We start from the raw sequence: 26,017 nt of genomic DNA on the forward strand, positions 1-26,017 counted from the left end.
GTTTATCCCTGAATGAGAAAAAAGTCATGGACACTTATGAACAATTAAGCCTTTACGGGGTTATTGCTGCATGAAAGTGTCCACAGTATTGCTATACGGTTCTGTAATTCAAGCATGCTAATGATCTGATAGTTTCTCAGACCAATATCCATTCTGGCCCGGTTCATTAAAACCTGAAGCTGATCAGTCCCCAGATTACGGGGTAATTGTTGAGGTAGCCGAATTCTGAGATCCACTTTGTGGAAAGGATTAACATCGATCTGCTCATCAAATTCCAGCCACCGGAACATGGCCTTGAGGCAAGCTATACGTCTTTTTACAGAGCTGCTTTTGAGTCCATCTTCAAACAGGTGTTGTACGTAACCTGTGATCACATGCTTGTCTATATTTTTGATTTTCTTGCGACCACCAACAAAAGTAATGAACTGCTTCAGATCGATGTCGTAAGCTTTCAGGGAGAGGTCTGACAGATTTTTATGGTAGCGGCAGTAATTCAGGTATTCTTTGACGCAGCTATTCAGTGTTGTCATTTTAATTCGCAGATACGTGAAAATTTTGCATGATCATATCATTGCGACAGAATTTGACGCTATATTTTTGGGCCTGAATCTTTATTTCAATAAGTATGATTTGAAGTGGTACCAGAAAATGAAGAAAAAATATAACAGGTATTTTTTCTGATACTTTTCATGTAATTATCGCCATGCAGTGTCCTCGGTGACTTTGCCTTTAAACTCTTGCCATATGCTGAAAAAAAAGGGATGGTCATCATAACCATCCCTTATCAGATCACCCGATGAAACCGCTTTACCAGTCATTCTATGCGTTGATTGTCATTCAACCTGTTTGCAGATGGCTGAACTCTTTTCGGGCAAAGCCTGACTGCCGGTCCAGCATGGTGTTATGGGTTAGTGGCCAGTCCGGGTTATCCGGTGACGTTTTAAAGTAATGCAGGTTGTTTTTCAGAAAGGTCTGAAAAGGAACACCATTAACGTGCTGGCTGAAGGCGGCTTCGTCTTTATAGGCTTCTATAAACGTCACCTGAGTTTGTTCCTGTAAAGGAATCGGTTGAGGTGGCGATTCTATCGGGTTGTTGTCTGCATCCAGAACATCGGGTCCTGTCAGGCTGACGTTATATGCCAGTGTGTCTTTCTCCATTTCCCTGATTTCTTCTGCCTGGTATGTGCTACTTGGACCTTGTCTTGAATTTCCAGCTTACTATAGAGTGATCCCCATCCAGCTCATACACCAGCTCAGCACGATATTCACTATCATATTGCAGCTCTTCAATTGGGAAGAAAGCAAATTCATGAGAGTCTAATTTATTATTTACATCTGTATATTGATCAATTCTGATTACTTCATCTATTAGAAGCCCCTGATCATCAAAAAGCTGAAAAGATATAATGTCTGGTGGGATAGGGAAGTAATAAGGGTTAAACGCAATGGACACAGGGTAGCCCGTTTTATCGTAGTTAGGAAGTGGGTCTGGTTTTTCTCCAGTGAAGTTAACTGGTATATCGATACTATTAGCATGAGGCCATATAATGAATGCAGGATTTTCTTTCAAAACCTGATTTTTTGCCTCCTTAAATTCACGCTCTCCAACTTTTCTGCTTTCAACTGCACATATGCCACTGTAAGATGTGCCGCCTTTGTAAGAATCATAAGAACAAAGGTGATTGATAAAGCTATTTGAATAATTTATCACCAGGTTGTGACCACATTGATTTTCTTTGACTGAATAACCAGTACCAATAGAGTTCATCCTGAATGACAGCATAATAAAACGGTGATAAATACCGGAGAACAGCCGATCGATAGATGACTTTAGAGTCCTGCTGTATGATATAACTTCAGAAACTTGATTAGATTGACCTCCGGTGTGCATTGCCCGATTTGCTGCTGTTTTACCTGTGAACTGGGGAGAGTACCTTTCTTCTGTATGCCCAGTTGTGTCATTAGCAATTAAGTAATCGCTATGCTTCTGGGCTGCATTTTCAAGATAGTCTGCTCTCTGCATTCGTATCATGCCAGCCTGCTCCCTTAGTTGAGCATGATATTTGTAAATTTCTTCTTTAGATATAAAATCTGGCCTGCAGCTATGGGTTTTATAGTATTCTTGATACTGATCTTTGTAATGAGCTCTCCAGCCAATCTCTACAGGCTCTTCTCCGTATCGCCCCCCCTGAATGTATACTTTACTACTCTCATCAATACCAAGGTATATTTTTGTATCTGGATAAAAGCGATAGGTCCAGCCATTTTCTGTTTGCGTTTCTTCCTGGCCAGGGAATAGGTCAGGGTATTCAAATTCGGCCCAGTTCAGGAATCGATCATTGTTATCGAAGTAACCGTAAGATGCTGCAGGCAGAGTAGAGAGAAGCAAAATGTATGCGATATTCCTGATCACGATTAAATCCTGTTGAAGTATGAAGTCATCATCTTTTATCTCATGTAGTAGCCTTGGGTGAAAGCAGAAAAAAGCAGGATAGGCACTTTTTTCCTGATATTTTTCAGGTAATTATCACCTGTGGCTCCGCAATCAGGCAAGGCACACCGAGAGTATTGCCCAAAATACATTTGGCCAGAACCGGAAATAGGATCTAAAATAAGCACTGATTTTAGTGCCGATTTGGTGTTGTTATGAGACAGATTTTAGCGGATTACTCAGCCAGTATTTCAGAGCTGAAAAAGAACCCGACAGCTTTGCTGAATAAGGCTGAAGGTTCAGCAGTGGCTATTTTAAATCACAATACGCCTGCGGCTTATCTGGTTCCTGCGGAAACCTATGAATTGATGATGGATATGCTTGATGACTATGAGCTGGCAAAGTTGGTAGAGAGCCGTCGGGCAGATCTGTCTGAAGCGGTAGAAGTCAATATTGATGACTTATAAGCTCAAGTTCTTGCCGGTCGCTCAAAAGGAGTGGAGTAAACTGGCACCGCCCATCCAGCACCAGTTTAAAAAGAAACTGAGAGAGCGTTTGGATAACCCTCATGTTCCTTCTGCAAAACTTCGGGGTTATGAATCGGTTTATAAAATTAAACTTCGTACTGCTGGTTACCGTTTGGTGTATGAAGTGATAGACGATGAGATCGTTGTGTACGTTCTGGCAATCGGCAAGAGAGATAAAGACGCTGTATACAGAACGTTAGCCTCCAGATCTGGTTGAGTGAAAGAAAAATAAGACAGGCATTTTTTCCTGATATTTTTCAGTTAATTATCATCTTTCACTGACAAACAGCTGATAGTTCCTGTTAAAACGTTTAGAGAACTCGCCAAAGTGCTGCAACAGATGGTGAAGCCTGCTCTGTTCCGGGATGTTGGCCAGCATGCTATGCAGGACATTCTTTCAGGATGTTTTTCTTCTATTTGCTGTGATTTGAGTCTTCCAGTAGGGAAGCGATGATATTGACGCCATCCAGCCCGTTAATCAGTACATCATGGGTAAAGGTCATCTCTGCTTCAATCCGTTTTTCTGCAGAAAAATCAGAGGTGAGGGTACTCCGGGTACGGTATCCGGATCTGTTTGCCTTTATACTGACCGATCTCAGCAGGATCAAAGTAACCGTTTCACCAGAGATGGCGTTGCGTTTGTCTGAGGCTCTGGGTCGTACAGCAGAAAGCTGGCTGGCCATGCAGGGTAATTACGATCGCTGACAGGCCGAACTGGTTTTGTTATGAGGCGGACTTTGTCAGTTTGATATGGTTATCTTTGATGTCATTCGGCTGGGTGTCGGTACTCGATAGGTGTCTCTGCAGGTAAAACAACCCGGCCCATCACCACGCACATTCCCGGCAAACAGACTCATGCCATTCTGTATTATTTCGTTATAACGACCTTTCATTTTTTGCTTTTAACTCTGAGTTAACACACAAGTAACAAGCAGAGGGCTACCTAAAAATATCAGCCTGGTTAACATACGCATCATCAAGTTACGACTTACAAGTTCAAGAGGAATTAAACCATGAATACTTTTACTAAACTGATTGTTGCTTCTGTTGCTGCTGTATCTTTTCAGGCGGTTGCTGATACCAGTACCACTAACAACCCATTTGCAGCGATTGAGCCTGCGGGTTACTCTCAGGAAGCGAATCTGAGCGGTTCATCTGCTATCAGCAATGATGTTGTTACCCTGAAAGTGATTGAGCCGGTATCCAGCTCTAAAGAAGCACAACTGACTGATTCAAATGATTTTTCGTATGATTTTGAAGAAGTGGCTTTCCACGATGTAGAGCCGGTTTCAGTATCTAAAGAAGCGCTGCTGTAAGCTGTCTGGCAGCATTCAATGCTGAACTTGCAGGGTTGCATACAGACAGATGTTTATATTGATAACCAGAATCTCCCAATATGACTATCCATATAAACCTGAAATAAAAGGGATACGATCTGACAGGTGATAAGGTTGAGGTTAATACTGTTTTAACCAAATCTTATTGCCTGCGATCTTTTATAGTTGTTCTATCTTTTTTCTTCTTATTGTTTCATGATTTACAAATGATTTATGTGTTGTATATCGCTTCGATAACCTGAGGGATGTATTCCCTGGCTGCGCTTTTCCAATATACCTTTTGCTTTATCCATGATGCTGACCAATCCGCCTGACACGGCCACAGCAAAATCACTGCTCATTCAGAAATTTTTAGTCGTTTATGCATGATGGGTTGGATATACTAATTTTTTAATAATTAGTAGTTAAAGGCTTGTCACAGTGAAAATGCCCCTTGTTCCGCCTGCTTCGGATCGTCTGCTGGATATACTGAATAAGGGAGATGAGTCCCTGTTTCAGTTGTTGTTCAGTTCAGATATTGGCCCATGTGATGATAAAGGCCGATATATGCACTGGGATAAGCTACGTCACCTGACACCTTCTGCAGGTTTTACCTCTGAGCTGTACTGGCATGCAAATATATCAGAACTGATCAGGCAGGTGGGCTAGTACAGCTGAATGTGTCATCTGGCGTCCCACTATACAGACGTAACATACTGATTTCATTAGGTGCTAAAAGAGCGAATTCTATCAGGGTTAGTTATTCTTCTTAGTAAAAATATCATTATATTCAGTATGTTACGTCTTCAAAAAGATAAAAGTGGGGTTGTGGGGGGCGGAGGTTCGAATCCTCTCGTCCCGACCATCGTTTTATCTTGAAAAATAGCAACTTATAATGAGTTGCTGTTTTTTTTCGTCTGTCGTTTGCAGAAGTTTTGCAGATAGTTTGCAGACAAAATCCCTCATTTCAGTGTTTTTCTATCGTAATTTGCCGCTTTTGCCGGTGTCCATTTCTGCTGATACCCTGCCAGATAGTGCTCTGTCATTTCTGCATTAGAGTGGCCCATTAATGCCTGTACGGCATAGGTGTCTGAACCTGTTTTTTCCAGCAAGTGACCTCCCAGTGATCGAATTTCATGAAAGGTCGGACGGGCATTTTCCGGAAGCCCCGCTGTGTCGGGATAGTTGTCCAATAAACCTGTACTGAATAAAAACAAACAGTGGACACATGGACTGGATATGCCTCGTTATTCTGATTCACGCCGTGAAGCCATACTGAAGAAACTGGAAGCCTGTAGGTGATGTCACTCTGAATCCGGTAAAAGAAAAAGAGATGAACCGCTCTGTTAATCAAGCAGGCTGAAACCTGTTTATTGGACAACTATCCTGACACAGCGGGCCAGTGACTTCCCAAAATGGAGAACGGTACATGCCTACTTCCTGCAATGGAGCGAGACACGAGAAGAGGACAATACCAGCATCCTTCAGGAAGCCTTAAAAAAAACAGGTTGGAGAGGCCCGTATAAAACAGGGGCGCAACGCCTTGACGAGCTTTTGCATCGTTGATGCTCAAAGTGTCAGAAATGCCGATACAGCAGGTTCAAAAGGCTATGATGCAGGGAAGAAGATCTCCGGTATCAAGCGCCATATTGTTGTTGATACTCAGGGTTTGCCTCACGCCATTGCCGTTACTACAGCCAATGTCACGGATCGAAAAGGCGCACTAAAAGCGTTTGCTGATAACCTGCCAAACCTGTCATCGGTTAAGTCCGTATTGGTTGATGGAGGCTATACAGGCCAGCCTTTTGCAGGAGCTGTTGATGATATTCTGAATGCAGAGGTACAGTTTGCGAAAAGAAGTGAGTTGCACTCTTTTGCAGTGATCCCTAAGCGCTGGGTAGTAGAAAGATCTTTTGCCTGGCTGGAGAAGTGCCGTCGCTTATGGAAGAATTGCGAGCGAAAGCTTAATACCAGTCTCTAGTTCACACATCTGGCATTCCTTGTTCTGTTGCTTTGAAGATTATGAACAGGCTCTAAAACAAAAACACTATGAGCAATTCAGGCTATGAGTAACAACTTACTTGCCAGCTGGCATTCCAATCATAATAAAAGGCTTGTCTCAACGGTTTTACCTGATGGTTGTCGTGATGTAATCCTGAAGATAATGGGGTCAGAAAAACCTGTTTGCTTTGTTTCTCCCCTGTTTGATATACCAGAAACGGTTTATATCGAAGTAAATACTCGCTTTCAGGGATTTCCTTTAAAACCGGGAGTTGAGATTAAAGAAACGGAGCTGGTTGATTATTTTCAGGACAAACCGGTGGCGGCCAGTGAGTTAGCAGAGGTTCTGGACGATTTCACAAGTTTGTCCCCTGCTGTAGATGAGGCGTTAGCCTGCTTAGCCAGCGACGTTTACTCTATAAAGCAGGCTTCGAATCGACTAGGTGTAAGTACTCGCACTCTGCAATGGTTAATATTAACGTAACACCCACACAGCTATTAAATGCGCCAGAACTGCTCGAACAACTCAAAGAAAAAGGCTACGGTTGAGCCGCCATTGGAGAACAAAGCTCAACAAGAAAACCATTGTTATCCGTCACATAAGCTATCGTCTGCCCCCAGGGCATAGCCTCAGTATCCTGTACCAGAACAGCACCGGCATCCAAAGCTCTCGCCACTGCTGATGCGACATCATTAGTCTCAAAAGCAATTTCAAAACTGGGCGAGTTTGCGTTGACTTTTCCCGGACTCTTACCAAGCTCTTCCATCAGCTTAAACGATGAAAATGAGAGCGTAGTACCGCCAGTATCAAGCTCTCCGTAATCACCACTCTCATGCAACATCGCCTGCTCCAGACCAAATGCTGCCTTGTAAAAGTCGAGTGTGTCGCGAACATTTTCAACGTAAAGAATGGTGTATCTGAATTTTAAAGCATCCATAACCTTTAACTCCTGATTATTTAAAGCCTGTAGCAGTTTAGATGCTCCCGGATCGCTTGTCCTGGATAAATGCGACAGTCCGTGGACACAAAAAATGGCGTGTATCAAATCATCATGGCTCCAGGAGATACCCTCTGTTAAGCAACACTGAGCTTTCGACAGTCCGGGTGTCGCAAATCGACATGATTGGGCCGCTGTTAAGCAGCACTCAATCCCCCCCTCTGTTTAGTATTAACTGGACAATGTGGCCTACACCGTGATCCGGACAAATCTGGCTTTGAAAGCCAGAGGGATTCAAAAGGCTACAAATGAGCACTCTGCCTGAGGTCTGTATTCAGCCTTAGCAGTTATAAAAAAGCGGAATGAAGTGAACCTGAATACACAATTCACTTCTGAGCTGGTTTTTCAGCCAGGTTGGCTGGCATCCAGAGAGGGTTATAACAATGCAAAAATACTCTGGCTTCGGGCTGTTTAAGCACAGTCTGAACCACCACGAAAACTGGCAGCGTGCCTGGAGAAACCCAACGCCAAAGAAAAAGTATGATGTCATCATTGTTGGCGGTGGTGGTCACGGTCTGGCGACAGCTTATTACCTGGCAAAACAGTTTGGTGTAACCAATGTTGCCGTTATCGAAAAAGGGTATCTGGGTGGCGGTAATACCGCACGTAATACAACTATTGTTCGTTCCAACTATCTGTGGGACGAAGCGGCTCACCTGTATGAGCACGCAATGAAACTGTGGGAAGGTCTGTCTCAGGATCTGAACTACAACGTGATGTTCTCTCAGCGTGGTGTACTGAACCTGGGCCACACTCTGCAGGATATGCGTGATATCGAGCGTCGCGTGAACGCTAACCGTCTGAACGGTGTGGATGGTGAGGTTCTGGATCCTAAGCAGATCAAAGAGATCGTGCCGCATATGGATTGTTCTGAAAACACCCGTTACCCAATCATGGGGGCTTCCTGGCAGCCACGTGGTGGTGTAGCCCGTCACGATGCGGTAGCCTGGGGCTTCGCTCGTGGTGCGGATATGCACGGTGTCGATCTGATTCAGCAGACTGAAGTAACTGATCTGATCATTGAAGATGGCACGATTACTGGCGTTAAAACCAACCGTTACGGCGAAATCAAAGCCGACCGTGTGGGTTGTGTTGTTGCAGGTAACTCAGGTGTGCTGGCTAATATGGCTGGTTTCGAGCTACCGCTGGAGTCTCACCCGCTGCAGGCGCTGGTATCTGAGCCGATCAAACCGATTCTGGATACGGTTGTTATGTCGAACCATGTACACGGTTACGTATCCCAGTCCGATAAAGGTGACCTGGTAATCGGTGCCGGTATCGACGGTTATAACGGCTATGGCCAGCGTGGTTCTTTCCCAACGATTGAACACACGGTACAGGCGATTGTTGAGCTGTTCCCTATCTTTAGCCGTGTGCGTATGAACCGTCAGTGGGGCGGTATTGTTGATACGTGTCCTGATGCTTGTCCAATCATCAGTGAAACGCCGGTTAAAAACCTGTTCTTCAACTGTGGTTGGGGTACCGGTGGCTTTAAGGCGACTCCGGGTTCCGGCAACGTATTTGCGGCATCTCTGGCCAAAGGTGAGATGCATGAACTGGCTAAGCCGTTCTCTATGTTCCGTTTCCACAATGGCGCGCTGATTGATGAGCACGGCGCTGCTGGTGTAGCGCACTAATACGGGCAGAGTCTGAGGAGAGAGAATCGATGTTTCATATCTATTGCCCGCATTGTGGCGAATACCGGGAAGAAGAAGAGTTCCACCCCGCTGGCCAGGCACACATTGCCCGACCACTGGACCCGGAAGCCTGCTCTGATAAAGAGTGGGGTGAATACCTGTTTTTCCGTAAGAACCCTCGTGGATTACACCATGAGCTGTGGGTACACGCAGCGGGTTGTCGTAAGTTTTTCAATATGACCCGTGATACCCAGACTTATGAAATTAAAGAAGTTTACAAGATCGGCGAACAGCCATCTGTAGTGGCAGAGTAATAAGGAGCGGAATCCATGACACAGAAAAACCGCCTCCAGAGCGGAGGTCGCATCGACCGTTCCAGAACCCTGACTTTTACCTACAACGGTAAGCAGTACAAGGGGTATCAGGGCGACACTCTCGCTTCTGCGATGCTGGCAAATGGCATCGATGTGATTGGCCGTAGTTTTAAATACAGCCGTCCTCGCGGCATTATTGCAGCCGGTGCAGAAGAGCCGAATGCAATCATGCAGCTGGGCGCGACTGAAGCCACTCAGGTGCCTAACGTACGTGCCACTCAGCAAGAACTGTTCGATGGTCTGGTATCCGGTGCCACCAATGGCTGGCCGAGTGTTGATACCGACATAATGGGCGTATTGGGTAAAGTCGGCGGCAACATGATGCCACCGGGCTTCTACTATAAGACCTTTATGTATCCTCAGTCTATGTGGGATACCTATGAGTCCATTATCCGTAAAGCGGCTGGTCTGGGCCGTTCTCCGCTGGAAAATGATCCGGATACCTACGACAAAGTAAACCAGCACTGTGACGTTCTGGTAGTCGGTGCCGGTCCTGCGGGTCTGTCTGCAGCATTGGCGGCAGCGCGTAGTGGCGCTCGCGTTATTCTGGCAGATGAGCAATCCGAATTCGGTGGCAGTTTGCTGAGCAGTAAAGAAACCCTGAATGGCATGCCTGCCAGTGAGTGGGTAAGCTTTGTTACAGAAGAGCTGCGCGGCTACGACGATGTGATGCTGCTGCCTCGCTCTACAGTGAACGGCTATCACGATCATAACTTCCTGACCATTCACGAGCGCCGTACAGATCACCTGGCAGATCTGGCACCTGCCGGTCAGGTACGTCAGCGTCTGCACCGTGTACGGGCTAAATGGGTGATCCTGGCGACCGGTGCTCACGAGCGTCCGCTGGTATTTGCCAACAACGATGTACCGGGTTGTATGGTCGCTAATGCTGTATCGACTTACATCACCCGTTATGGTGTGGTTCCGGGCAATGAACTGGTACTGATGACCACCAATGATTCAGGTTATCAGGCTGCTCTGGACTGGCATGATGCAGGCCGTAAAGTAGCGGCGATTGTGGATACCCGTCAGAGTCCATCCGGTGATCTGATTGAGGCTGCCCGTAAGCGTAATCTGAACATCATAACCGGTTCCGCAGTCATTGATGTACAAGGCAGCAAGCGTGTGTCCGGTGTTTCTGTTGCACCGATCAGTGCAGACGGCAGTCGTGTGACCGGTTCCGTAACGAAACTGAGCGTGGATACGGTTGCATCTTCTGGTGGCTGGAGCCCGGTAATTCACCTGTCCTGCCATACTGGCAGTCGTCCGGTCTGGAATGAAGAAGTGGTAGGCTTCCTGCCAGGACCTACCGTACAGAAACAGCTGACTGCTGGTGCGATCAATGGTAGCTACAGCACAGGTAAGGCACTGGAAGAAGGCCTGACGGCAGCGGTAGAAGCGATTTCTGCGCTGGGTCTGAAAGCGGCTGAAGTGGTACTGCCTGAGTCTGTTGATGTGAACAACGGCGCACCGATGACGCTGTTCCACGTTCCGCACCTGAAGCCGACTGCAAAAGCGCCAAAACAGTTTGTTGATTACCAGAATGACGTAACGGCTGCAGGTATTGAGCTGGCTTGTCGTGAAGGTTACGAGTCCATCGAACACGTTAAGCGTTATACCGCTATGGGCTTCGGTACTGACCAGGGTAAGCTGGGTAATATTAACGGTATGGGCATCGCAGCCAAAATACTGAACAAGTCTATCCCTGAAACCGGTACAACCATTTTCCGTCCTAACTACACGCCAGTTACCTTTGGTGCTATTGCCGGTCGTGATTGTGGCGCGCTGTTTGATCCTGAGCGTTACACGGCAATGCATAAGTGGCATGTTGAGAACGGTGCTAAGTTTGAGGATGTGGGTCAGTGGAAACGTCCGTGGTACTTCCCGAAAGCCGGTGAGTCCATGCAGGATGCGCTGAACCGTGAGTGTAAAGCCACTCGTGAATCCGTCGGTATTCTGGATGCGTCTACACTGGGTAAGATTGATATCCAGGGTAAAGACGCCCGTGAATTCCTGGGGCGTGTTTACACCAACGCCTGGGCCAAGCTGGCAGTCGGTAAGTGTCGCTATGGCCTGATGTGTGGCGAAGACGGCATGGTGTTTGACGATGGTGTGACCTCTTGCCTGGGCGAGAACCACTTCGTAATGACCACCACATCTGGCGGTGCAGCCCGTGTTTACGAATGGCTGGAACTGTACCATCAGACCGAATGGCCAGAGATGGAAGTGTACTTCAACACGGTAACGGATCACTGGGCTACCATGACCATCTCCGGTCCTAACAGCCGTAAGCTGCTGCAGGAACTGACTGATTACGATGTGTCGAAAGAGAACTTAGGCTTTATGGATTGGAGAGAGATGCAGGTTGCTGGTGTTCCAGCACGTGTATTCCGTATCTCCTTTACCGGTGAGCTGTCGTTCGAGATCAACGTACAGGCTAACTATGGTCTGCATGTTTGGGAAAAACTGTTCGAGCACGGTGCTAAGTACAACCTGACGCCATACGGCACAGAAACCATGCACATTCTGCGTGCAGAGAAAGGGTTCATCATTGCCGGTCAGGATACGGATGGCTCTGTGCACCCGTACGATCTGGGTATGGCCTGGTGTGTATCGCCGAATAAACCATTCAGCTTTATCGGTAAGCGCGGCATGGCCCGTGAGGATTGTGTTCGTCCGGACCGTAAACAACTGGTAGGTCTGAAGACCGTTGATCCGAACGTGGTACTGCCGGAAGGCGCCCAGGGTGTATTTGACCCGAAAGCACCTATCCCTATGCCAATGGTCGGCCATATTACTTCCAGTTACTGGAGTGCCAACCTGGGTCGCAGCATCGCCATGGGCTTTGTAAAAGGCGGTCTGGATAAGATGGGTGAGAAAGTCTATTACCCTCTGGCCGATGGCAAAGTTGTAGAAGCTGAAATCTGTAGTCCAATCTTCCTGGATCCTAAAGGGGAGCGTCAGAATGTCTGATAATGTAGCCGTAGAAGAACAAGCGCCAGCACCAGCCACTGTGGCGATCATGGATCAGCGCCCTGGTCCAGAGATTGCAGGTGAGTCTCCTCTGCATCATGCTGATCTGGATTCTCTGGCAAAGCAAGGCAAACGTCAGGGTGGTGTTCACCTGCGTGAGAACAAACTGCTAGGTCACCTGACTCTGCGCTGTAACCAGAGTAACTCTGAGCAGCTAGCTGCCGTGGTTCGTGTGCTGGATGTGGCTCTGCCACTGCAGCCTCTGACCTCTGTGGAGAAAGGCGATGTCTCTATTCGCTGGATGTCTCCTGATGAATGGCTGATTATTGTGCCAGGCGAAAAGGCGTTTGAAGTAGAAAGTCGCTTCCGTGATGAAATGGAAGGCCATTACTCTCTGGTGAACTCCAGTGGTGGTTCAACGGTACTGGAACTGTCCGGTAACAACGTGGTGGATATGCTGAAAAAATCCACGCCGATTGATCTGCACCCGAAAGAGTTCCCAGTGGGTAAAGTGGTATCGACTGTCTTTGCAAAAAGCACCGCTATCATCCGTCGTACTGGCGACAAGCGCTTTGAACTGGTGATTCGTCGCAGCTTTGCTGATTACGTATGGCTGTGGATTCAGGATGCCAGCCGTGAATATGGTCTGGTTGTTGACGCCTGATAACGGCGTACTTCCTGCACCAACGGGCTGATTGCCCTTCTGATAAACCGCCCTGTCCGGGGCGGTTTTCAGCCATTAAATACTTTTGCTGATTCAGCACCAGAGTACCACCCATGATTCAGCCTGACCTGCCGGTTTTCTGAATCCCTTTCTGGTTGTCGAATAAGCCACTAAGCCTGGAAAAGATTGCTATGACAAGCCCGATTAAACCCTGGATTTTTACTGCAACCTGTCCCAGTCTTCTGGGCACCGTTGATGTTGTGACCCGCTATATGGCGGCATCAGGACATTATGTGGATGAGATCCACTCGTTTGATGACCGTGAAGCAAAACGCTTTTTTATCCGTATTGAATTCACCCCTCAATCTGATGATTTCAGCCCAGAGAAGTTTGCCGAAGAATTCGCCTCACGTGCAGAACAATTTCAGATGGAGTGGGAACTGACAGAACCGAATCATCGCCCTCGCGTGGCCATCATGGTATCTAAGTATGATCACTGTCTGAACGATCTGCTGTATCGTCATCGTACCGGCCAGCTGAATATCGAAGTACCTGTAATTATCTCCAATCACCCGGATCTGGAGCCTCTGGCTAAATGGCATGATATTCCTTACTACCATCTGCCAATCACCGCTGAGACGAAACCTCAGCAAGAAGCAGACGTGATTAAACTTCTGGAACAATACGACATTGATCTGGTCGTACTGGCGCGTTACATGCAGGTTCTGTCACCGGATCTGTGTCGGTATCTGGATGGTAAAGCCATTAATATCCACCACTCTCTGCTGCCAGGCTTTAAAGGGGCTAAACCGTATCATCAGGCCTGGGAAAAGGGTGTGAAAATGGTTGGTGCTACCGCTCACTACGTGAATAACGATCTGGACGAAGGTCCTATCATTACTCAGGGCATTCAACAGGTAGATCACGCCCATTATCCGGAAGATCTGGTCGCTAAAGGTCAGGATATAGAACGCGTCACTCTGTTTAACGCGGTTCGTTATCATGTGCAGAAACGTGTATTCCTGAGTGGCAGCCGCACGGTCGTGTTCAGTAACTGATCGTACCTTTTTTCAGGGCTGGTGCAGAAAAGTATATCTTCTCCCGGAGATATACTTTTCTTTCTGCCTGAAAGTCTTCTGGTCAGCCCTCTCTGCCAGATAAAACAAGACGTTATAATCTGATAGCATGACACCAGCCACCACAAATACCCGTTAATACTCCAGCCCTGAAGTCTGTATCCATGAATAAACTGAATCTGAATAAAATTGCTTATGATGACCCGACAAGCCGTCATAGCAAGCAACTGCCCTGCTCCACTTCAGATCAGGCTCAGAAGCAGACACCGGATCTGGGCAGTACACTACGCAGCCATCGGCAGGAAAAAGGCTATACCCTGGATCAGGTGGCCCAGCTGACAGGTATCGCTAAGTCGACGATATCTAAAGTAGAAAACAACCAGACCTCCCCCAGCTTTGAGACCCTGCAGCAGATTACTCAGGGGTTGAATATTCACCTGCCCCAACTATTTGAACGCGTTGAAGATAGACCAAAACCTTATGGCAGACTGGATATTACCCAGGGTGATAAACAGAAGCTGTACACTGCTCAGAGCTATGACTATCAGCAGCATTCAGACCAGATTGCCAATAAAAAGCTCAGCCCCAGGGTACTGACCATTAAAGCCCGCTCAACCCAGGAATTAAACGGCTGGATCAAAGACGACGGCGAAGGCTTTTTATACGTGTTACAGGGCAGTATTATACTTTACTCAGAATTTTATGAGCCTATCACCCTGAATAAAGGTGACAGCACCTATTACGACTGCAATATGGGGCATAACTTCTTAGCTTCTGGCGAAGATATCGCCAGGGTTTTATGGGTGGTTTCCTGAACGATCAGGCCACTTGTAAAATTTACTTTATTCCTCTATGCCCGTGATACAATCGAACGACACATATCTGTATTCGATCTGAGTAAGTCTTATCTATCATCCGTTTCAACCGACTCTGACCCAGCCAGGTCAAACACACTTTGGCATTGAGGTGAAACTGGCCAGACCTTGTAAAGCTCTGGAAAACACCGTTTATGCCTTTGTTCAGGTCAGAACGGACAGAACGGCGATATACCCCATTGTGCCAGACGGTACTAACATTCTGTTTTTCTCATCATGTCGTGAATCCTTTGGTGGTACTCAGTCAAAAATTTTAGAAATACCGCTGACAATTCCTGATGGCGAGTATTTTGGTATCTGGTTTTATCCGGGAGCGATGCGCCGCTTTTTTAATATCGACCTGTCAGAGGCAAGCGATACCGTCTTTGGGCTGGATTTTCTGGAAGTTCCTGTGTTCCGGAACTTACACGAGCGTATTTATGATGAGGTCAGTTTTGAAAACCGGATCAGTTTATGTGAACGCCTGCTGACCAGGACGCAAAGCAACGCTGGTTTTATCGCTTATCTGGATCATACCCTGAGTCAGATTTATCAATCTGGTGGGAATCTCTCTGTTGAGAAGCTGGCTGATAGGGTGGGTTGCAGCTCCAGGCATCTGAACCGTATTTTTCAATTACATATTGGCGCTTCAATCAAAGCGTTCTCTCAAATGGTTCGAATGAATTCTTTTTTGAATAACAAGTATCGTTATGGGACTTACTCCAGTTTTCCTGCTCTGCCTGGACAGTATGATTCTGGATTCTTTGATCAATCTCATCTGATCCGCGCCTTTAAAAAACAGGGCCTTCAGTCACTGTCGCCTTTCGTACAAGAATTTATGTCCGATTTTTACAATTCAAAATAGAGTCTGAAATTCATACTACTAAGCCTGCTTTTAAGAGTTTATGAGGTCAGTATGCAGTTTTCTCACTCCGATATTTTAGCCATGTCCGAAGGTTCCTTTTTTGGCAAAGGTAACGCTCAATTGCCCAGTGACCAGATGCTTATGCTGGATGAAATTACTCATCTGGATACATCGGGTGGCCAGTATCAGAAAGGTTTTTTGCAAGCTCAGTTCATGATCAAACCCGATCACTGGTTTTTTGCTTGTCATTTTAAGGGCGACCCCGTTATGCCCGGATGTCTGGGGCTGGATGCATTATGGCAATTATTGGGTGTTTTTCTGGGCTATTCAGGCCTTCCGGGAAGAGGTCGGGCATTGGGTGTTGGCAATGTACGTTTTACGGGACAAATCTATCCGGATACCAAAGCCATTGAATACCATATCCATGTTAAGAGAGTTATCAGAAAACCGCTAGCGATGGGAATTGCTGATGGCTTTGTCCTGCTGAATGGCGAAGTGATTTACAGAGCGACCGATTTAAAAGTAGGCATGATTTGTTGATGGCCTGGCTGAAAGGCAGCAGTTGGAAAACACCGGTTGAACAAACCTTAAATTCTATTAGCTTCATTCCCTGATGAGCGGGTATCCTGTGCAGCACAATTGACCTGCTCTTATTAGGAGGGTTCCAGAACGTGGATATCATACAAATATTCAGTTTTATGCTGGTAGCGGCACTGCTGGTTATTTCACCCGGACCAAACGGTGTCTTAATTGCGAAAACAGTCCCTGTTTCTGGTAAAGCGGCTGGGTTTGCCAACATCGGGGGCTTTATTGCGGCATTCTTTGTTCATGGCAGCCTGTCTGTATTCGGATTATCGGTGCTTCTGGTTCAATCTGCTCAGGCGTTCACCCTGTTCAAACTGCTGGGAGCCGCTTATCTCTGCTGGATCGGTATCAAATCATTGATGCAGGCATGGCAAAACAAGCCTGTTCAGAATAACGCTGAGGGAACCAGTAAGCCAACATCACTGACAAGTGCTTTTGCGGAAGGCTTTCTGACCAACGCCCTGAACCCTAAGGTGTCCATGTTCTATCTGGCTGCTTTTCCACAGTTCATCCCTGTCGACGACAGTGTTGCGGCCGCATTTATGCTGGTCGTCCTGCACGCAATCATTAATCTGGCCTGGTTTTCGGTCATGGTCATGCTGCTGGCCCGCATAAAGCAGGTATCCCGGAATTCCGCTTTTTCCCGTTGGCTGAAATCAGTGACGGGGGCTGTATTTATCGGCTTTGGGGCTAAACTGGCGTTTCTGAAACCAGCCGGGTAAAGCGTGCTTCAACTCCGAATCTGGATAGCCCGTTTTTTCAGACACCCCGTCTTTACTGATGAGCTCAGGCTTTGCAGATAACTCGACAAAGCCTGACAAAACCCGACACTTCCCGAACCACTCTGACCGGCTCTGAGGATAAGCTGAAGGCACAGATTAGAGAGATTTCCGGAGTGGTTCAGTATGAACAAATGGCTTTCTGTTGTGCTATGCGGCACAGCAATAACGTTATCAGGTTGTAATGGCAGTTCATTTAAAGAAGCTTTTGACAAAGTTGAGGCTGAAGAAAAAATTCGTAAGCTGATTAATGACACCATGAAAGAGGATCAGATACCGGGCATGGCCCTGGCGCTGGTCTCTGATGAAAAAACACTGTTTGCCAAAGGTTTTGGCCATCTGGATACCAGTCAATTAAATAAAGTGGGCTCTGATACCCCTTTCTGGCTCGGTTCCATCAGTAAAGCCGTCATGGGTACGGCTATCATGCATGCCAGAGATCAGCAGTTGCTGAGCCTGGATACCTCAGTGCCTGAAACCCTGGCGCAATCCGCCCCCTTTGTACTGGCATCGCCAGAAACAGATTCTCTGACGCTCAGACACCTGGCTACCCATACCGGAGGAATTACCGACAATGACTATTATGGCTGCGCTTATTACACCCATGATGCCGGGGGCAATATTCAGTATCTGGTCAGTAACTATACTGATATAACCTGCTCTTCTGAGGTTTCGACAAATCTGGCAGGGTATCTGCGTAGTTACCTGGCAGAAGATGGTCAGTATTATGATCCGACAAATTTCACCACACAGGGAGAACAGCAATACTCTAATATCGGGGCGGCGCTGGCAGGTTACACCCTGGAGCTGAAAACAGGGCAGTCTCTGGCAGATTATGCCCAATACAATCTGTTCAGCCCTATGGGCATGACCGATACCAGCTGGAAGCTCAGTGACTTTGATACCAGCCGAATCGCCCGGCCTCATATGCGCTCGGATACCGGGCAACCTATTCCTCTGCCACTGTACAGCTTATCGACCTGGCCGGATGGCGGGTTGCGCAGTAGCGCCAGAGACCTGGCAGTTTATCTGCGTATGATGATGAATCAGGGTAAGCACAATGACACCCGAATTATCCGCTCTGACAGCGCCGCTCTGATGCAGGCGACTTTATCCGGGGATAATAATAACGGCCACGGGATATTCTGGTACACCGTGACCAGTTACGGCCGCACGCTTAAAGGCCATAGTGGATCGGATCCGGGGGCCTTCAGCATGATGTTTTATGATCCGGATAAATCGCTGGGGCTGGTTCTGCTGGCAAATGGCGATGATGACTTTCCCGGCATGGACAGTAAGTACCAACACCTGATGGAAAAACTGCTGGATTATGCTGAAGACCTGGACTAAAACATCGGACTAAGTCAGCAGACATATCTGCTGTACACAGTGCCAGTGCTTTATCTGCAACGGGGCGGGTTATCAAAGTAACCCGGTCACTGTTTCCGGGTCTGAACGACAGGTATTATTCGAATCTGTGTTTACTCAGGAGAGAAATAATGAATTACCAGGATACTGTTAATTATTGCCTGTCCCGCCCGGAAGCGACCCAGGACTATCCATTCGGACCGGATGTGTCAGTCTTTAAAGTCAGAGGAAAAATGTTTGCCCTGCTGGGCACCAGCGGACAGTCTGGTAAAGAACTGGGTACTGAGTTTGCAGGGTGCGATTTTCTGAACCTTAAATGTGATCCTGATGAAGCCTTTATGCTCAGAGATATTTTTCCGGAAGTACTGCCCGCCTACCATATGTCAAAAAAGCACTGGATCAGCGTGGTTCTGAAAGTATCTATGCCAGCGAATGAAATAGAACGATTAATAGATCGCTCTTATGGTCTGGTGGTTAAAGGGCTGAAAAAGTCAGAACGTGCTCAGCTGGAGCTGCACTATTCTGCCGAAGAAATCTATCGCTGAGCCTGGTCTTCGGGCAGATTATTCTTATGAAGAAGTCATTTTTTCTGACGCTGTTACTGGTCATGCTCGCAGCGGGTATGTTACTGCCCTCACTGGCATCAGAGCATCTGGGCGGCTATCTGATGAAACCCTTTCTGCAGCGCCTGAGTCACTACTACGTCACCACCAGTGCTCATACTGCGGCTTACTGGTTATCTCTGCAGTCTGAAGAGCAGCGCCCTGAGGCCTTTGCACAGGTAAAAAGCCTGTATCCGGTTGAAATACAGATGACCAGGACAGATCAGCTATCTCATTTATTAGCCCACTCACTATCAGATAACACTCTGAACAGACTCAGTAACGGAGAGCTTATTTTTCTGGATCAATCAGAGCATTTTATTATTGGTATCCCTGATTCAGACCAGATACTGATTCTGCTCAGCCCGGATAAAACCCTGGTCAACATTACCACAGATGCAGAAGCTGAAAGTATGGGAACTCTGGCTCTGTTACAGCGGCGCTTTCAGAATCAGCCTGAACAGCAATGGCCGAAGATTATGGCCGAAACGTCTGCTCTGTTTCCTTATCCTGTCACTCTGCTCTCCATACAGGAGATACTAACCGATCAGCATGACAGCATACGTCTTAATGCTTATCAAAAAGAAGCCCTTCAACAGGGGCGGGCCGTTGCAGTGAGCAATAAACGCAACCTGATGAACTATGGCTCCGGGCTGGATTATTTTATGCAGCGACTGGATAATAGTAATCAGGTACTGGTTGCGGGTCCGGCTTCATTGGTTGTTCAGCAACAACTGGACCGCTATCAACTGATCAGTCAGGGCAGTATGTCACTGCTGGTATTGTTGCTGTTATCACTCTGGTTGTTACCAACCTGGCGAGCGTCTCGCTCTCTGATCAATAGTGCCAGGCGTTTTGCAATGGGCCAGATGCCTGACCGGGCCCGACGCTATCGCTTCAGTCATTTTCATCCGGTGACAGACACCTTTAACCGAATGGCAGAAGATATTGAAGCGGATTTTAAAGCCAATCAACGTCTTATCCAGACCCTGAGCCGGGAGATGGATTCCAGAATATCGGGGATTGAAACCGGTCTGAATCAACTGGAGAAACATCTTAAATCGACTTCCGAAGCAGATACCACTTCAAGCGTTTCCAATAAAGCCGGAGAGTTGCCGGAAGCCTGTACCGAACAGCAGATGACCTGGCTGATCGAAAAAGAAGTGGATCAGCTCAGCCAGTTAACATCGGATGCCCTGATCAAAGCCCGCCAGCGCTCAGAAGACACATCTTTCACGGATACCACCAAAGACACCACAAAACCTGTAACAGATAAAACCAGGGTTCACACGGCTTCTGTTCCAGAATCCGGTTCAGGAGAAAAGCGATGAAGAAAAGCTTTTTTCTGCAATTACTGATACTTATTATTCTGCTGGTCAGTATTAGTCAGGCCAGTCAGATATCCCGTATCTTCGATTTATGGTCACCTCATATGACCATGATTGAACACCACCGCTTTCAGGGAACCCGAGCCTTGCTTGAGCGACACCTGCAAAGCTTTCCACCTTCTGAACGCCAACGGCAAGTCGATAGCCTGCAGCCGGAATTTGGCTATTATCTGGGTTATCAGGCTATCGAACAGCTGTCATTATCAGACGAACAATGGCAGCAACTGGAGCAACAAACGCATATCTTTGATCCGGATAGCCTGAATCACTATCTGCTATCTGAACAAGTACGCACCAATCGCCCGCAGGTTCTGGTGATACAGAATATCGATATGGATACCGGTCATGTGGAATCCCCCATAGAAAAAGGACTGACGGGTAACGCTCGTTTGATCGAGGCTATTCTCCTGCGTTTTCCTCAATCACAATGGTCCGACCTTGTGCAACAGATACAGCCCGATGATGGCATACCCTATGCTCTGCACGCTCTGGAGAGTTTATCGCTGACAGCTGGCCAGCAAATAGCACTGCAACAGACCGGAATCACTTTTCAGCCAAAGGAAGAATACGAGCAGTCCGCCGATATGGCTTTCAGCCGAATCGGTAACAGCCAACAAATACTTGTACAGGGACCGGTCACAGGCGAGGCCGTCTCCCGTTATCAGATGAGTGCTCTGGCCGCTTATTTTCTGATGCTGGCCGGTATGATAGGTCTGCCTGTTGCTCTCTGGCTCTGGCCAGTATGGCGTTTCTCTGGCCGGATTAAACAATATTGCCAGCAGTGCGCTCAGGGAGACTTCAGCCAGCGTTTATCGTTAAAAGCAGCCGGGCAGTTAGCCCCCCTGGCCGAAGTGCTGAACACCATGGCTGACCGTGTGGATTTCAGTCGTCAGCAGAGCCAGACGTTCAGCCATGCGATCTCCCATGATATACGCACCCCTCTGACCAATCTCAGTTTTTCACTGGAGCTGTATCGCCGGGCAGACAACCCTGAGCAAAAACAAAAAATTATGCGCCGTATGCAGGCATCACTGACAGAAATAAAACAACTGCAAACCGAACTGGATATGTTCAGCCGGTTTGAGCATCAGGTGGTTCGTATGCCTCTGAACACAGAACCACTCGCCGAGTTCTGGCAGGAGGTGCAGAATAAATGGCAACATTTACCAGCGCAGCATGCTGCTGATGGCAAAACCCTGACCATAGCCGCAAGCCAATGCCAGGCTCTGTGTCAGCTGAACAATCACTATTTACAGCGGGCACTGGATAATCTGATTAACAATGCATTAAGGCATGCCGACAGTCAGGTCCGTGTCACGCTTAATCAGGTGGAATCGGGTCAAATCGGCACTCATTGTGTGATCAGTGTAGAAAATGATGGTCAGCCGATCGACAAGCAGGATCAGGAACGTATATTCCAGCCCTTTGTCCGTCTGGAAGAGAGCCGCAACCGTGACTCCGGTGGTGCGGGCCTTGGCTTATCTATCGTCAGAGCCATTGCAGAAGCTCACAATGGCAAAGTCAGTGTAATGTCTGAGGTTTCTTCGGGATGGACCTGTTTTCAGATAACCCTGCCAGTTTACCAGTCAGAAGAACAACACCAGACCGGCTCAGACTGAAATATGGCCAAAGGCACAAAAACCGGGCAGCATCTGTAGCCTGTAGAAGTTGTCCGGATAACGCTGCATCATGTTAATCTCTGGTTATAAGCGACATAATTAATTCTCTGGAATCATAGGGTTATGCATAAGATATTACTGGTAGAGGATAACCTGTCACTGGCAGAATCGATCTCAGACTACCTCACAATGGAAGGTTTTACGGTTGGTACAGAGCCTGATGGTGCTCAGGCTGAACAGCGTATCCTCAGTGAGCAGCCTGATCTGATTATTCTGGACCTGATGCTGCCAGGCAAAGATGGCCTGAGCATCTGCCGGGATATTCGTGCACATTATTCCGGAATGATCCTGATGTTTACTGCCAAGGAAAGCGAAATCGACAATATTGTCGGGCTGGAACTGGGAGCTGATGACTATCTGATTAAGCCGGTTAATCCCAGATTGCTACTGGCCAAAATCAAGTCTCTCTTACGCAGAGAGTCTACGCCTGCTGTTACTACGGCCTATTCTCCTTCAGAACTCAGACAGTTTCCGGGACTAACCCTTTGCACTCAGCAAAGACAAGTGACTCTGAGAGGCATCCCCGTCCCTTTAACCACCATGGAGTTTGATCTGCTGGACCTTCTGAGCGCTCATCCGGGAACTATTCTGGAACGGGAGTTTATCGCCCGCAGTATTCTGGGCCGTGAATACGATGGTCTGGATCGAAGTATAGATACCGTTATTAGCCAGTTAAGAAAGAAACTGGGTGATAATGCCAAAGAGCCCGGACTGATCAAAACGGTACGCGGCAAAGGCTATATTTTTGTGCCAGGCGGGCTGGATCAGAGGTAGTCAGTACAAGCCTGATCTGATGATCAGGCTCTATCTGAAGTCTTAAAGTAACGCACACTCTGATCCAGAGACTCTGCCAGCACCTGCAGCTGATCACTGTGCCTGACAGAGGAAGATGCCCCTTCTTTGATCGACAGCATAATCTGGTTAATGTCCGATAAACTCTGGTTCATTTCCGAGACGGTCATACTCTGCTGCATGGTTGCTGTCGCGACCTGAGCATTTTTCTCTCTCATATTCACAACGGCTGCAGATACCGTCTGCAGTTCATGACAGCTCTGATTAACCTCATCACTACAGGATTCTGCCTGCTGGCAACATAGTTTCAGCGTTGCTGCACTTTTCTCTGCACCTTCCTGTAACGCTTGTACCATCTCTTCAATGGTACTGACCGATCCTTGTGTCCGTGTTGCCAGAGAACGTACTTCATCAGCCACAACCGCAAAACCTCTGCCGCTTTCCCCGGCGCGGGCAGCCTCAATCGCCGCATTCAAAGCCAGCAGATTAGTTTGTTCAGCAATACTCTGAATCACAGTAATCACATCACCAATGGATTCACTGCTCTGATGCAACAGATGGATATGAGACATGGTGTCTGTCATGGCCTGAGATAGCTGTCGGATCTGCTCGCTATTCATTAATAGCGTTTGCTCTGCAGCAGACAAAGCTTGTTCCGCATTGACCGCATCTTGCAGTGTTGCTTCTGCGTGGTGTGCCACATCTGCTGCACTGGCTTCCATTTCTGTGGTGGTGGCAGCCAGCCGCTCCATTTCTGCACTTTGTTCTGACATCGCCGTTAACGCCTGATGACTGATTTTACGGCCATGATCCGCCGTTTGCAGAACCTCTTTTATCGTCCGGATAATCTGCATAACCAGCGTATTTAAACCGGTTGCCAGCTGATTACTGCTGAGCGCCAGATAGCCCAGTTCATCCCGCCCCTGAACAGGCAAATTAAGCGTCAGGTTCCCCTGAGACATCTCAGACATACCAGCCACTACCTGATTCAGAGATCGGCGGATATAACGCACCAGCGCCAGCCCGGACAGCAGGGAACATATCACCGCCAGGATAGCTCCAGTCAGTGTCAGCCACTGTCCTTTATCGGCTGTACCGCGGGTACTCAGGCCTGCTACTGCAGCCCGTTCAACGGCATCTGTAATTAGCTGATCCATCTGCTGATCATTTTGCTGAGTTCGTTGTTCAATACTCTGTAATAACTGCTCTGATGTTTGTAAGGCTTTCAGGCCTGCCAGATGTGCCTGTAGCATTTTGTTTTCTGTCAGTAGCTGTTCACGAAAAGGTAACCAAGTTTCATTAATGCTTTCCCAGGCTTCCTGATCAACCCGTTTTACAGCTTCAATGTCTGTGTCTGCTTTTTCAATGCTGCCGGTGATCTTCTGATATAAACGCCCGGCGGCATCAGGCGCATCACTTTGCAGGAACGCCTCGATATGGCTATTGTTGTAAGCGATCAGGTCTCTTAACGGCTTGATCGCTTTGAGATACTCATAATCAAACTGATCTTCCAGCAAATCTTCAAAGGTATAAACGATCTCACGATACAGCCAGTCAAACTCTTCAGACTGCTCTTGCTTATGCTGTTGATAACGGGCGAATAATGTCTTTTGCTCAACAATCTGATAGGCCAGATTAAAAATAGCATCTGACTGTGCGGAGATATGCTGTAAAACCGAAGCTGTCTCTGAACTAACCTGCCCTGCTTGTAATAAAACAGACAACTGGGTTTGTTGCTGCTGAAAGTCAGACTGTTTCTGTTCAAGAAAGCGTTTCATATACAGATCAGGAGAAGTATTATCCGGCACTTTAAGGTGGCCGGTGACAAATAACAGTAACTCATACCGTATATCTGCCAGAACCGCTTTCAGTTGATGGCTGAGTTGCAAACCGGGAGTTGCCTGTTCTGTCACCTGAGTAATCTGGGAACGTACATGGTTAAAGCTCTGCCAGGAGATAGCAGACGATGCCATAAATAACAGCAGAATAAGGCTGAATGTCAGCGTGATTTTCTGGGCAATAGAAAACCGGATGCCGCCAGAAAAGCGAGTGTTTGTTGCAGTATAGGGGGAATGGGAAGTCATAAGTATTAATGTCCCGTTTTATTCAGCCCGTTCAGAACATTGCCTGATACCGGCCTTATTATTGTGATAGGCGCTGCAATGAAAATTTTGTCAGATACGATGGATCAGAAGATGTCAGAAATGCTTTGCCTGAACACGCTCGGATCAGGCAAAACATTTTTAATCACGCTTCTCAATAACACGCTATGTTTTCGAGACACTTAGCTCAGTACAGAATATCAGGCTTCCATCGCCATACGGTCGTTCAGGAAACGCACCATCCAGCCAGCAACCATCAAAGAATCCGCCTTAGGATGATTTGTACGCAGGCCTTTCAGACCGTCTTCGGCAGTCTGCTCAGGAATCACACTGCCTTTACGTAACTCGATCAGCTCTTCTTCATAAGCCAGGTTAAACTCAGGATGCGCCTGGAAGGTCAGAATCTGATTGTCGTATACCAGCCCGGCATACTGACAGAAGTCTGAACAGGCAAACGTCTCGGCATTATCCGGTTTAACCACGACCTGATCCTGGTGCATAGAGCTGATAGCAAAAGATCCTGCCTCTGCGACACCGGGCTGCTTTATAAACTCTGATGAACCACACAGCTCATAACGATGCAGACCAACACCCCAGCCACCGGAAAACGCTTCTACCCGACCTCCAAAGGCTTCTGCAATAATCTGATGCCCAAAGCAGATACCGACCATAGGCCTGCCAGAAGCATGGATATCAAGAATCAGCGCTTTGAGGCGCTGCATCCAGGGATCATTGTGGTATACGTTGAATTTCGATCCCGTAATGATCCAGCCATCGCACTGATCCGCGCCAGCCGGAAACAGATCTTCCCTGACATCATAGACTTCATATTCAAAGCTGAAGCCTGCCTGATCAAACAGCTGGATAAACATATCCGAATAGGAGCCGTATTGCTCAATCAGTTCATCCGGTGTGATACCGGTTGCCAGAATACCGAGTTTCATTGTCTTACCTGTATATGTGTAGTGCTTTATTCTGACTGTTATACGCTTTGACTGATTAGTCA

At 47.4% G+C, this 26,017-nt stretch carries 27 protein-coding genes and 1 pseudogene; 21 read left to right on the forward strand and 7 right to left on the reverse strand.

Annotated elements, in window-relative coordinates; all coding sequences use genetic code 11:
• Nucleotides 1–44 precede the first annotated feature (44 nt).
• The 3 genes from H4O21_RS19940 to H4O21_RS19950 form a co-directional block, all read right to left on the reverse strand.
• Complete coding sequence (locus H4O21_RS19940; RefSeq protein WP_182810659.1) at nucleotides 45–530, reverse strand: tyrosine-type recombinase/integrase; 486 nt, start codon at nucleotides 528–530, stop codon at nucleotides 45–47.
• Between the two features lie 307 nt (nucleotides 531–837).
• Nucleotides 838–1,158 (reverse strand): NIPSNAP family protein, encoded by a 321-nt coding sequence (locus tag H4O21_RS19945; protein WP_182810660.1) that lies wholly within the window; start codon nucleotides 1,156–1,158, stop codon nucleotides 838–840.
• A 28-nt stretch (nucleotides 1,159–1,186) separates the two neighbouring features.
• Nucleotides 1,187–2,413, reverse strand: coding sequence for a CAP domain-containing protein (locus H4O21_RS19950; protein WP_182810661.1), 1,227 nt, complete (start codon nucleotides 2,411–2,413; stop codon nucleotides 1,187–1,189).
• A gap of 233 nt (nucleotides 2,414–2,646) precedes the next feature.
• Here H4O21_RS19950 and H4O21_RS19955 point away from each other — a divergent pair, with 233 nt between their 5' ends.
• The 5 genes from H4O21_RS19955 (at nucleotide 2,647) to H4O21_RS19975 (ending at nucleotide 4,943) form a co-directional block, all read left to right on the forward strand.
• A complete protein-coding gene (locus H4O21_RS19955; RefSeq protein WP_182810662.1) occupies nucleotides 2,647–2,898 on the forward strand; it encodes a type II toxin-antitoxin system Phd/YefM family antitoxin in 252 nt (83 codons plus the stop codon).
• Nucleotides 2,888–3,175, forward strand: a complete 288-nt coding sequence (locus H4O21_RS19960; protein WP_182810663.1) for a type II toxin-antitoxin system RelE family toxin — start codon at nucleotides 2,888–2,890, stop codon at nucleotides 3,173–3,175. The genes H4O21_RS19955 and H4O21_RS19960 overlap by 11 nt, the downstream gene beginning before the upstream one ends.
• Before the next feature lie 233 nt (nucleotides 3,176–3,408).
• A complete protein-coding gene (locus H4O21_RS25480) occupies nucleotides 3,409–3,663 on the forward strand; it encodes a helix-turn-helix transcriptional regulator (RefSeq protein WP_220495767.1) in 255 nt (84 codons plus the stop codon).
• Nucleotides 3,664–3,971: 308 nt separating this feature from the next.
• Entirely contained in the window at nucleotides 3,972–4,274 is a 303-nt protein-coding gene (locus tag H4O21_RS19970) for a hypothetical protein (protein ID WP_182810664.1), read from the forward strand.
• 441 nt (nucleotides 4,275–4,715) lie between these two features.
• A complete protein-coding gene (locus H4O21_RS19975; protein WP_182810665.1) occupies nucleotides 4,716–4,943 on the forward strand; it encodes a hypothetical protein in 228 nt (75 codons plus the stop codon).
• A 293-nt stretch (nucleotides 4,944–5,236) separates the two neighbouring features.
• On the opposite strand, the gene H4O21_RS19980 is transcribed toward H4O21_RS19975, so the two are convergent.
• Entirely contained in the window at nucleotides 5,237–5,467 is a 231-nt protein-coding gene (locus H4O21_RS19980) for a tyrosine-type recombinase/integrase (RefSeq protein WP_220495762.1), read from the reverse strand.
• 208 nt (nucleotides 5,468–5,675) lie between these two features.
• On the opposite strand from H4O21_RS19980, the pseudogene H4O21_RS19985 reads away from it, so the two are divergent.
• Both H4O21_RS19985 and H4O21_RS19990 read left to right on the forward strand, forming a co-directional pair.
• A pseudogene (locus H4O21_RS19985) lies at nucleotides 5,676–6,255 on the forward strand (IS5 family transposase); the annotation flags it as partial.
• 84 nt (nucleotides 6,256–6,339) lie between these two features.
• Nucleotides 6,340–6,759, forward strand: coding sequence for a hypothetical protein (locus H4O21_RS19990; protein ID WP_182810666.1), 420 nt, complete (start codon nucleotides 6,340–6,342; stop codon nucleotides 6,757–6,759).
• 55 nt (nucleotides 6,760–6,814) lie between these two features.
• On the opposite strand, the gene H4O21_RS19995 is transcribed toward H4O21_RS19990, so the two are convergent.
• Nucleotides 6,815–7,213, reverse strand: coding sequence for a VOC family protein (locus H4O21_RS19995; protein WP_182810667.1), 399 nt, complete (start codon nucleotides 7,211–7,213; stop codon nucleotides 6,815–6,817).
• A 443-nt stretch (nucleotides 7,214–7,656) separates the two neighbouring features.
• Here H4O21_RS19995 and H4O21_RS20000 point away from each other — a divergent pair, with 443 nt between their 5' ends.
• The 14 genes from H4O21_RS20000 to H4O21_RS20065 all read left to right on the forward strand — a co-directional run bounded on the left by H4O21_RS20000 (nucleotide 7,657) and on the right by H4O21_RS20065 (nucleotide 22,891).
• On the forward strand, nucleotides 7,657–8,910 hold the full coding sequence (locus tag H4O21_RS20000; RefSeq protein ID WP_182810668.1) for a sarcosine oxidase subunit beta family protein: 1,254 nt from the start codon (nucleotides 7,657–7,659) through the stop codon (nucleotides 8,908–8,910).
• Nucleotides 8,911–8,939: 29 nt separating this feature from the next.
• Nucleotides 8,940–9,224, forward strand: a complete 285-nt coding sequence (locus tag H4O21_RS20005; RefSeq protein ID WP_182810669.1) for a sarcosine oxidase subunit delta — start codon at nucleotides 8,940–8,942, stop codon at nucleotides 9,222–9,224.
• 15 nt (nucleotides 9,225–9,239) lie between these two features.
• Nucleotides 9,240–12,257 carry a sarcosine oxidase subunit alpha gene (locus H4O21_RS20010; protein ID WP_182810670.1) on the forward strand — a complete coding sequence of 1,006 codons (3,018 nt, stop codon included), beginning with the start codon at nucleotides 9,240–9,242 and terminating at the stop codon, nucleotides 12,255–12,257.
• The gene (locus H4O21_RS20015) at nucleotides 12,250–12,921 is read left to right on the forward strand and encodes a sarcosine oxidase subunit gamma (protein ID WP_182810671.1); all 672 of its coding nucleotides are present in this window, start codon (nucleotides 12,250–12,252) and stop codon (nucleotides 12,919–12,921) included. Before H4O21_RS20010 ends, H4O21_RS20015 begins: the two co-directional genes overlap by 8 nt.
• Nucleotides 12,922–13,112: 191 nt before the next feature.
• Complete coding sequence (gene purU, locus H4O21_RS20020) at nucleotides 13,113–13,979, forward strand: formyltetrahydrofolate deformylase (protein WP_182810672.1); 867 nt, start codon at nucleotides 13,113–13,115, stop codon at nucleotides 13,977–13,979.
• Between the two features lie 182 nt (nucleotides 13,980–14,161).
• Nucleotides 14,162–14,812: a helix-turn-helix domain-containing protein gene (locus H4O21_RS20025; RefSeq protein ID WP_182810673.1), complete on the forward strand. Its 651-nt coding sequence runs from the start codon at nucleotides 14,162–14,164 to the stop codon at nucleotides 14,810–14,812.
• Nucleotides 14,813–14,963: 151 nt separating this feature from the next.
• A complete protein-coding gene (locus tag H4O21_RS20030) occupies nucleotides 14,964–15,716 on the forward strand; it encodes a helix-turn-helix domain-containing protein (RefSeq protein WP_182810674.1) in 753 nt (250 codons plus the stop codon).
• 51 nt (nucleotides 15,717–15,767) lie between these two features.
• The gene (gene fabA / locus H4O21_RS20035) at nucleotides 15,768–16,256 is read left to right on the forward strand and encodes a bifunctional 3-hydroxydecanoyl-ACP dehydratase/trans-2-decenoyl-ACP isomerase (protein ID WP_182810675.1); all 489 of its coding nucleotides are present in this window, start codon (nucleotides 15,768–15,770) and stop codon (nucleotides 16,254–16,256) included.
• A 131-nt stretch (nucleotides 16,257–16,387) separates the two neighbouring features.
• Nucleotides 16,388–17,023, forward strand: coding sequence for a LysE family translocator (locus tag H4O21_RS20040; RefSeq protein ID WP_182810676.1), 636 nt, complete (start codon nucleotides 16,388–16,390; stop codon nucleotides 17,021–17,023).
• A 183-nt stretch (nucleotides 17,024–17,206) separates the two neighbouring features.
• Entirely contained in the window at nucleotides 17,207–18,430 is a 1,224-nt protein-coding gene (locus tag H4O21_RS20045; protein ID WP_182810677.1) for a serine hydrolase domain-containing protein, read from the forward strand.
• Nucleotides 18,431–18,579: 149 nt separating this feature from the next.
• Nucleotides 18,580–18,993: an MmcQ/YjbR family DNA-binding protein gene (locus H4O21_RS20050; RefSeq protein WP_182810678.1), complete on the forward strand. Its 414-nt coding sequence runs from the start codon at nucleotides 18,580–18,582 to the stop codon at nucleotides 18,991–18,993.
• 26 nt (nucleotides 18,994–19,019) lie between these two features.
• Nucleotides 19,020–20,381, forward strand: a complete 1,362-nt coding sequence (locus tag H4O21_RS20055; RefSeq protein WP_182810679.1) for a sensor histidine kinase — start codon at nucleotides 19,020–19,022, stop codon at nucleotides 20,379–20,381.
• Nucleotides 20,378–22,057 (forward strand): ATP-binding protein, encoded by a 1,680-nt coding sequence (locus H4O21_RS20060; RefSeq protein WP_182810680.1) that lies wholly within the window; start codon nucleotides 20,378–20,380, stop codon nucleotides 22,055–22,057. Before H4O21_RS20055 ends, H4O21_RS20060 begins: the two co-directional genes overlap by 4 nt.
• A gap of 123 nt (nucleotides 22,058–22,180) precedes the next feature.
• Nucleotides 22,181–22,891: a response regulator gene (locus H4O21_RS20065; RefSeq protein ID WP_182810681.1), complete on the forward strand. Its 711-nt coding sequence runs from the start codon at nucleotides 22,181–22,183 to the stop codon at nucleotides 22,889–22,891.
• A 23-nt stretch (nucleotides 22,892–22,914) separates the two neighbouring features.
• Here H4O21_RS20065 and H4O21_RS20070 read toward each other — a convergent pair whose 3' ends face one another.
• Both H4O21_RS20070 and H4O21_RS20075 read right to left on the reverse strand, forming a co-directional pair.
• Nucleotides 22,915–24,993, reverse strand: coding sequence for a methyl-accepting chemotaxis protein (locus H4O21_RS20070; RefSeq protein ID WP_182810682.1), 2,079 nt, complete (start codon nucleotides 24,991–24,993; stop codon nucleotides 22,915–22,917).
• A gap of 218 nt (nucleotides 24,994–25,211) precedes the next feature.
• Nucleotides 25,212–25,955 carry a glutamine amidotransferase-related protein gene (locus H4O21_RS20075; protein ID WP_182810683.1) on the reverse strand — a complete coding sequence of 248 codons (744 nt, stop codon included), beginning with the start codon at nucleotides 25,953–25,955 and terminating at the stop codon, nucleotides 25,212–25,214.
• Nucleotides 25,956–26,017 lie beyond the last annotated feature (62 nt).

The organism is Oceanospirillum sediminis, from assembly GCF_014164585.1.
Classification (GTDB): Bacteria; Pseudomonadota; Gammaproteobacteria; order Pseudomonadales; family Halomonadaceae; genus Oceanospirillum; species Oceanospirillum sediminis.

What these genes read in the sequence shown, in the direction of transcription:
- H4O21_RS19940 (WP_182810659.1), bottom strand. Translation starts at nt 530, where the DNA reads ATGACAACACTGAATAGCTGCGTCAAAGAATACCTGAATTACTGCCGC.
- H4O21_RS19945 (WP_182810660.1), bottom strand. Translation starts at nt 1,158, where the DNA reads ATGGAGAAAGACACACTGGCATATAACGTCAGCCTGACAGGACCCGAT.
- H4O21_RS19955 (WP_182810662.1), top strand. Translation starts at nt 2,647, where the DNA reads ATGAGACAGATTTTAGCGGATTACTCAGCCAGTATTTCAGAGCTGAAA.
- H4O21_RS19960 (WP_182810663.1), top strand. Translation starts at nt 2,888, where the DNA reads ATGACTTATAAGCTCAAGTTCTTGCCGGTCGCTCAAAAGGAGTGGAGT.
- H4O21_RS25480 (WP_220495767.1), top strand. Translation starts at nt 3,409, where the DNA reads ATGATATTGACGCCATCCAGCCCGTTAATCAGTACATCATGGGTAAAG.
- H4O21_RS19970 (WP_182810664.1), top strand. Translation starts at nt 3,972, where the DNA reads ATGAATACTTTTACTAAACTGATTGTTGCTTCTGTTGCTGCTGTATCT.
- H4O21_RS19990 (WP_182810666.1), top strand. Translation starts at nt 6,340, where the DNA reads ATGAGTAACAACTTACTTGCCAGCTGGCATTCCAATCATAATAAAAGG.
- H4O21_RS19995 (WP_182810667.1), bottom strand. Translation starts at nt 7,213, where the DNA reads ATGGATGCTTTAAAATTCAGATACACCATTCTTTACGTTGAAAATGTT.
- H4O21_RS20000 (WP_182810668.1), top strand. Translation starts at nt 7,657, where the DNA reads ATGCAAAAATACTCTGGCTTCGGGCTGTTTAAGCACAGTCTGAACCAC.
- H4O21_RS20005 (WP_182810669.1), top strand. Translation starts at nt 8,940, where the DNA reads ATGTTTCATATCTATTGCCCGCATTGTGGCGAATACCGGGAAGAAGAA.
- H4O21_RS20010 (WP_182810670.1), top strand. Translation starts at nt 9,240, where the DNA reads ATGACACAGAAAAACCGCCTCCAGAGCGGAGGTCGCATCGACCGTTCC.
- H4O21_RS20015 (WP_182810671.1), top strand. Translation starts at nt 12,250, where the DNA reads ATGTCTGATAATGTAGCCGTAGAAGAACAAGCGCCAGCACCAGCCACT.
- purU (WP_182810672.1), top strand. Translation starts at nt 13,113, where the DNA reads ATGACAAGCCCGATTAAACCCTGGATTTTTACTGCAACCTGTCCCAGT.
- H4O21_RS20025 (WP_182810673.1), top strand. Translation starts at nt 14,162, where the DNA reads ATGAATAAACTGAATCTGAATAAAATTGCTTATGATGACCCGACAAGC.
- fabA (WP_182810675.1), top strand. Translation starts at nt 15,768, where the DNA reads ATGCAGTTTTCTCACTCCGATATTTTAGCCATGTCCGAAGGTTCCTTT.
- H4O21_RS20045 (WP_182810677.1), top strand. Translation starts at nt 17,207, where the DNA reads ATGAACAAATGGCTTTCTGTTGTGCTATGCGGCACAGCAATAACGTTA.
- H4O21_RS20050 (WP_182810678.1), top strand. Translation starts at nt 18,580, where the DNA reads ATGAATTACCAGGATACTGTTAATTATTGCCTGTCCCGCCCGGAAGCG.
- H4O21_RS20055 (WP_182810679.1), top strand. Translation starts at nt 19,020, where the DNA reads ATGAAGAAGTCATTTTTTCTGACGCTGTTACTGGTCATGCTCGCAGCG.
- H4O21_RS20060 (WP_182810680.1), top strand. Translation starts at nt 20,378, where the DNA reads ATGAAGAAAAGCTTTTTTCTGCAATTACTGATACTTATTATTCTGCTG.
- H4O21_RS20065 (WP_182810681.1), top strand. Translation starts at nt 22,181, where the DNA reads ATGCATAAGATATTACTGGTAGAGGATAACCTGTCACTGGCAGAATCG.
- H4O21_RS20070 (WP_182810682.1), bottom strand. Translation starts at nt 24,993, where the DNA reads ATGACTTCCCATTCCCCCTATACTGCAACAAACACTCGCTTTTCTGGC.
- H4O21_RS20075 (WP_182810683.1), bottom strand. Translation starts at nt 25,955, where the DNA reads ATGAAACTCGGTATTCTGGCAACCGGTATCACACCGGATGAACTGATT.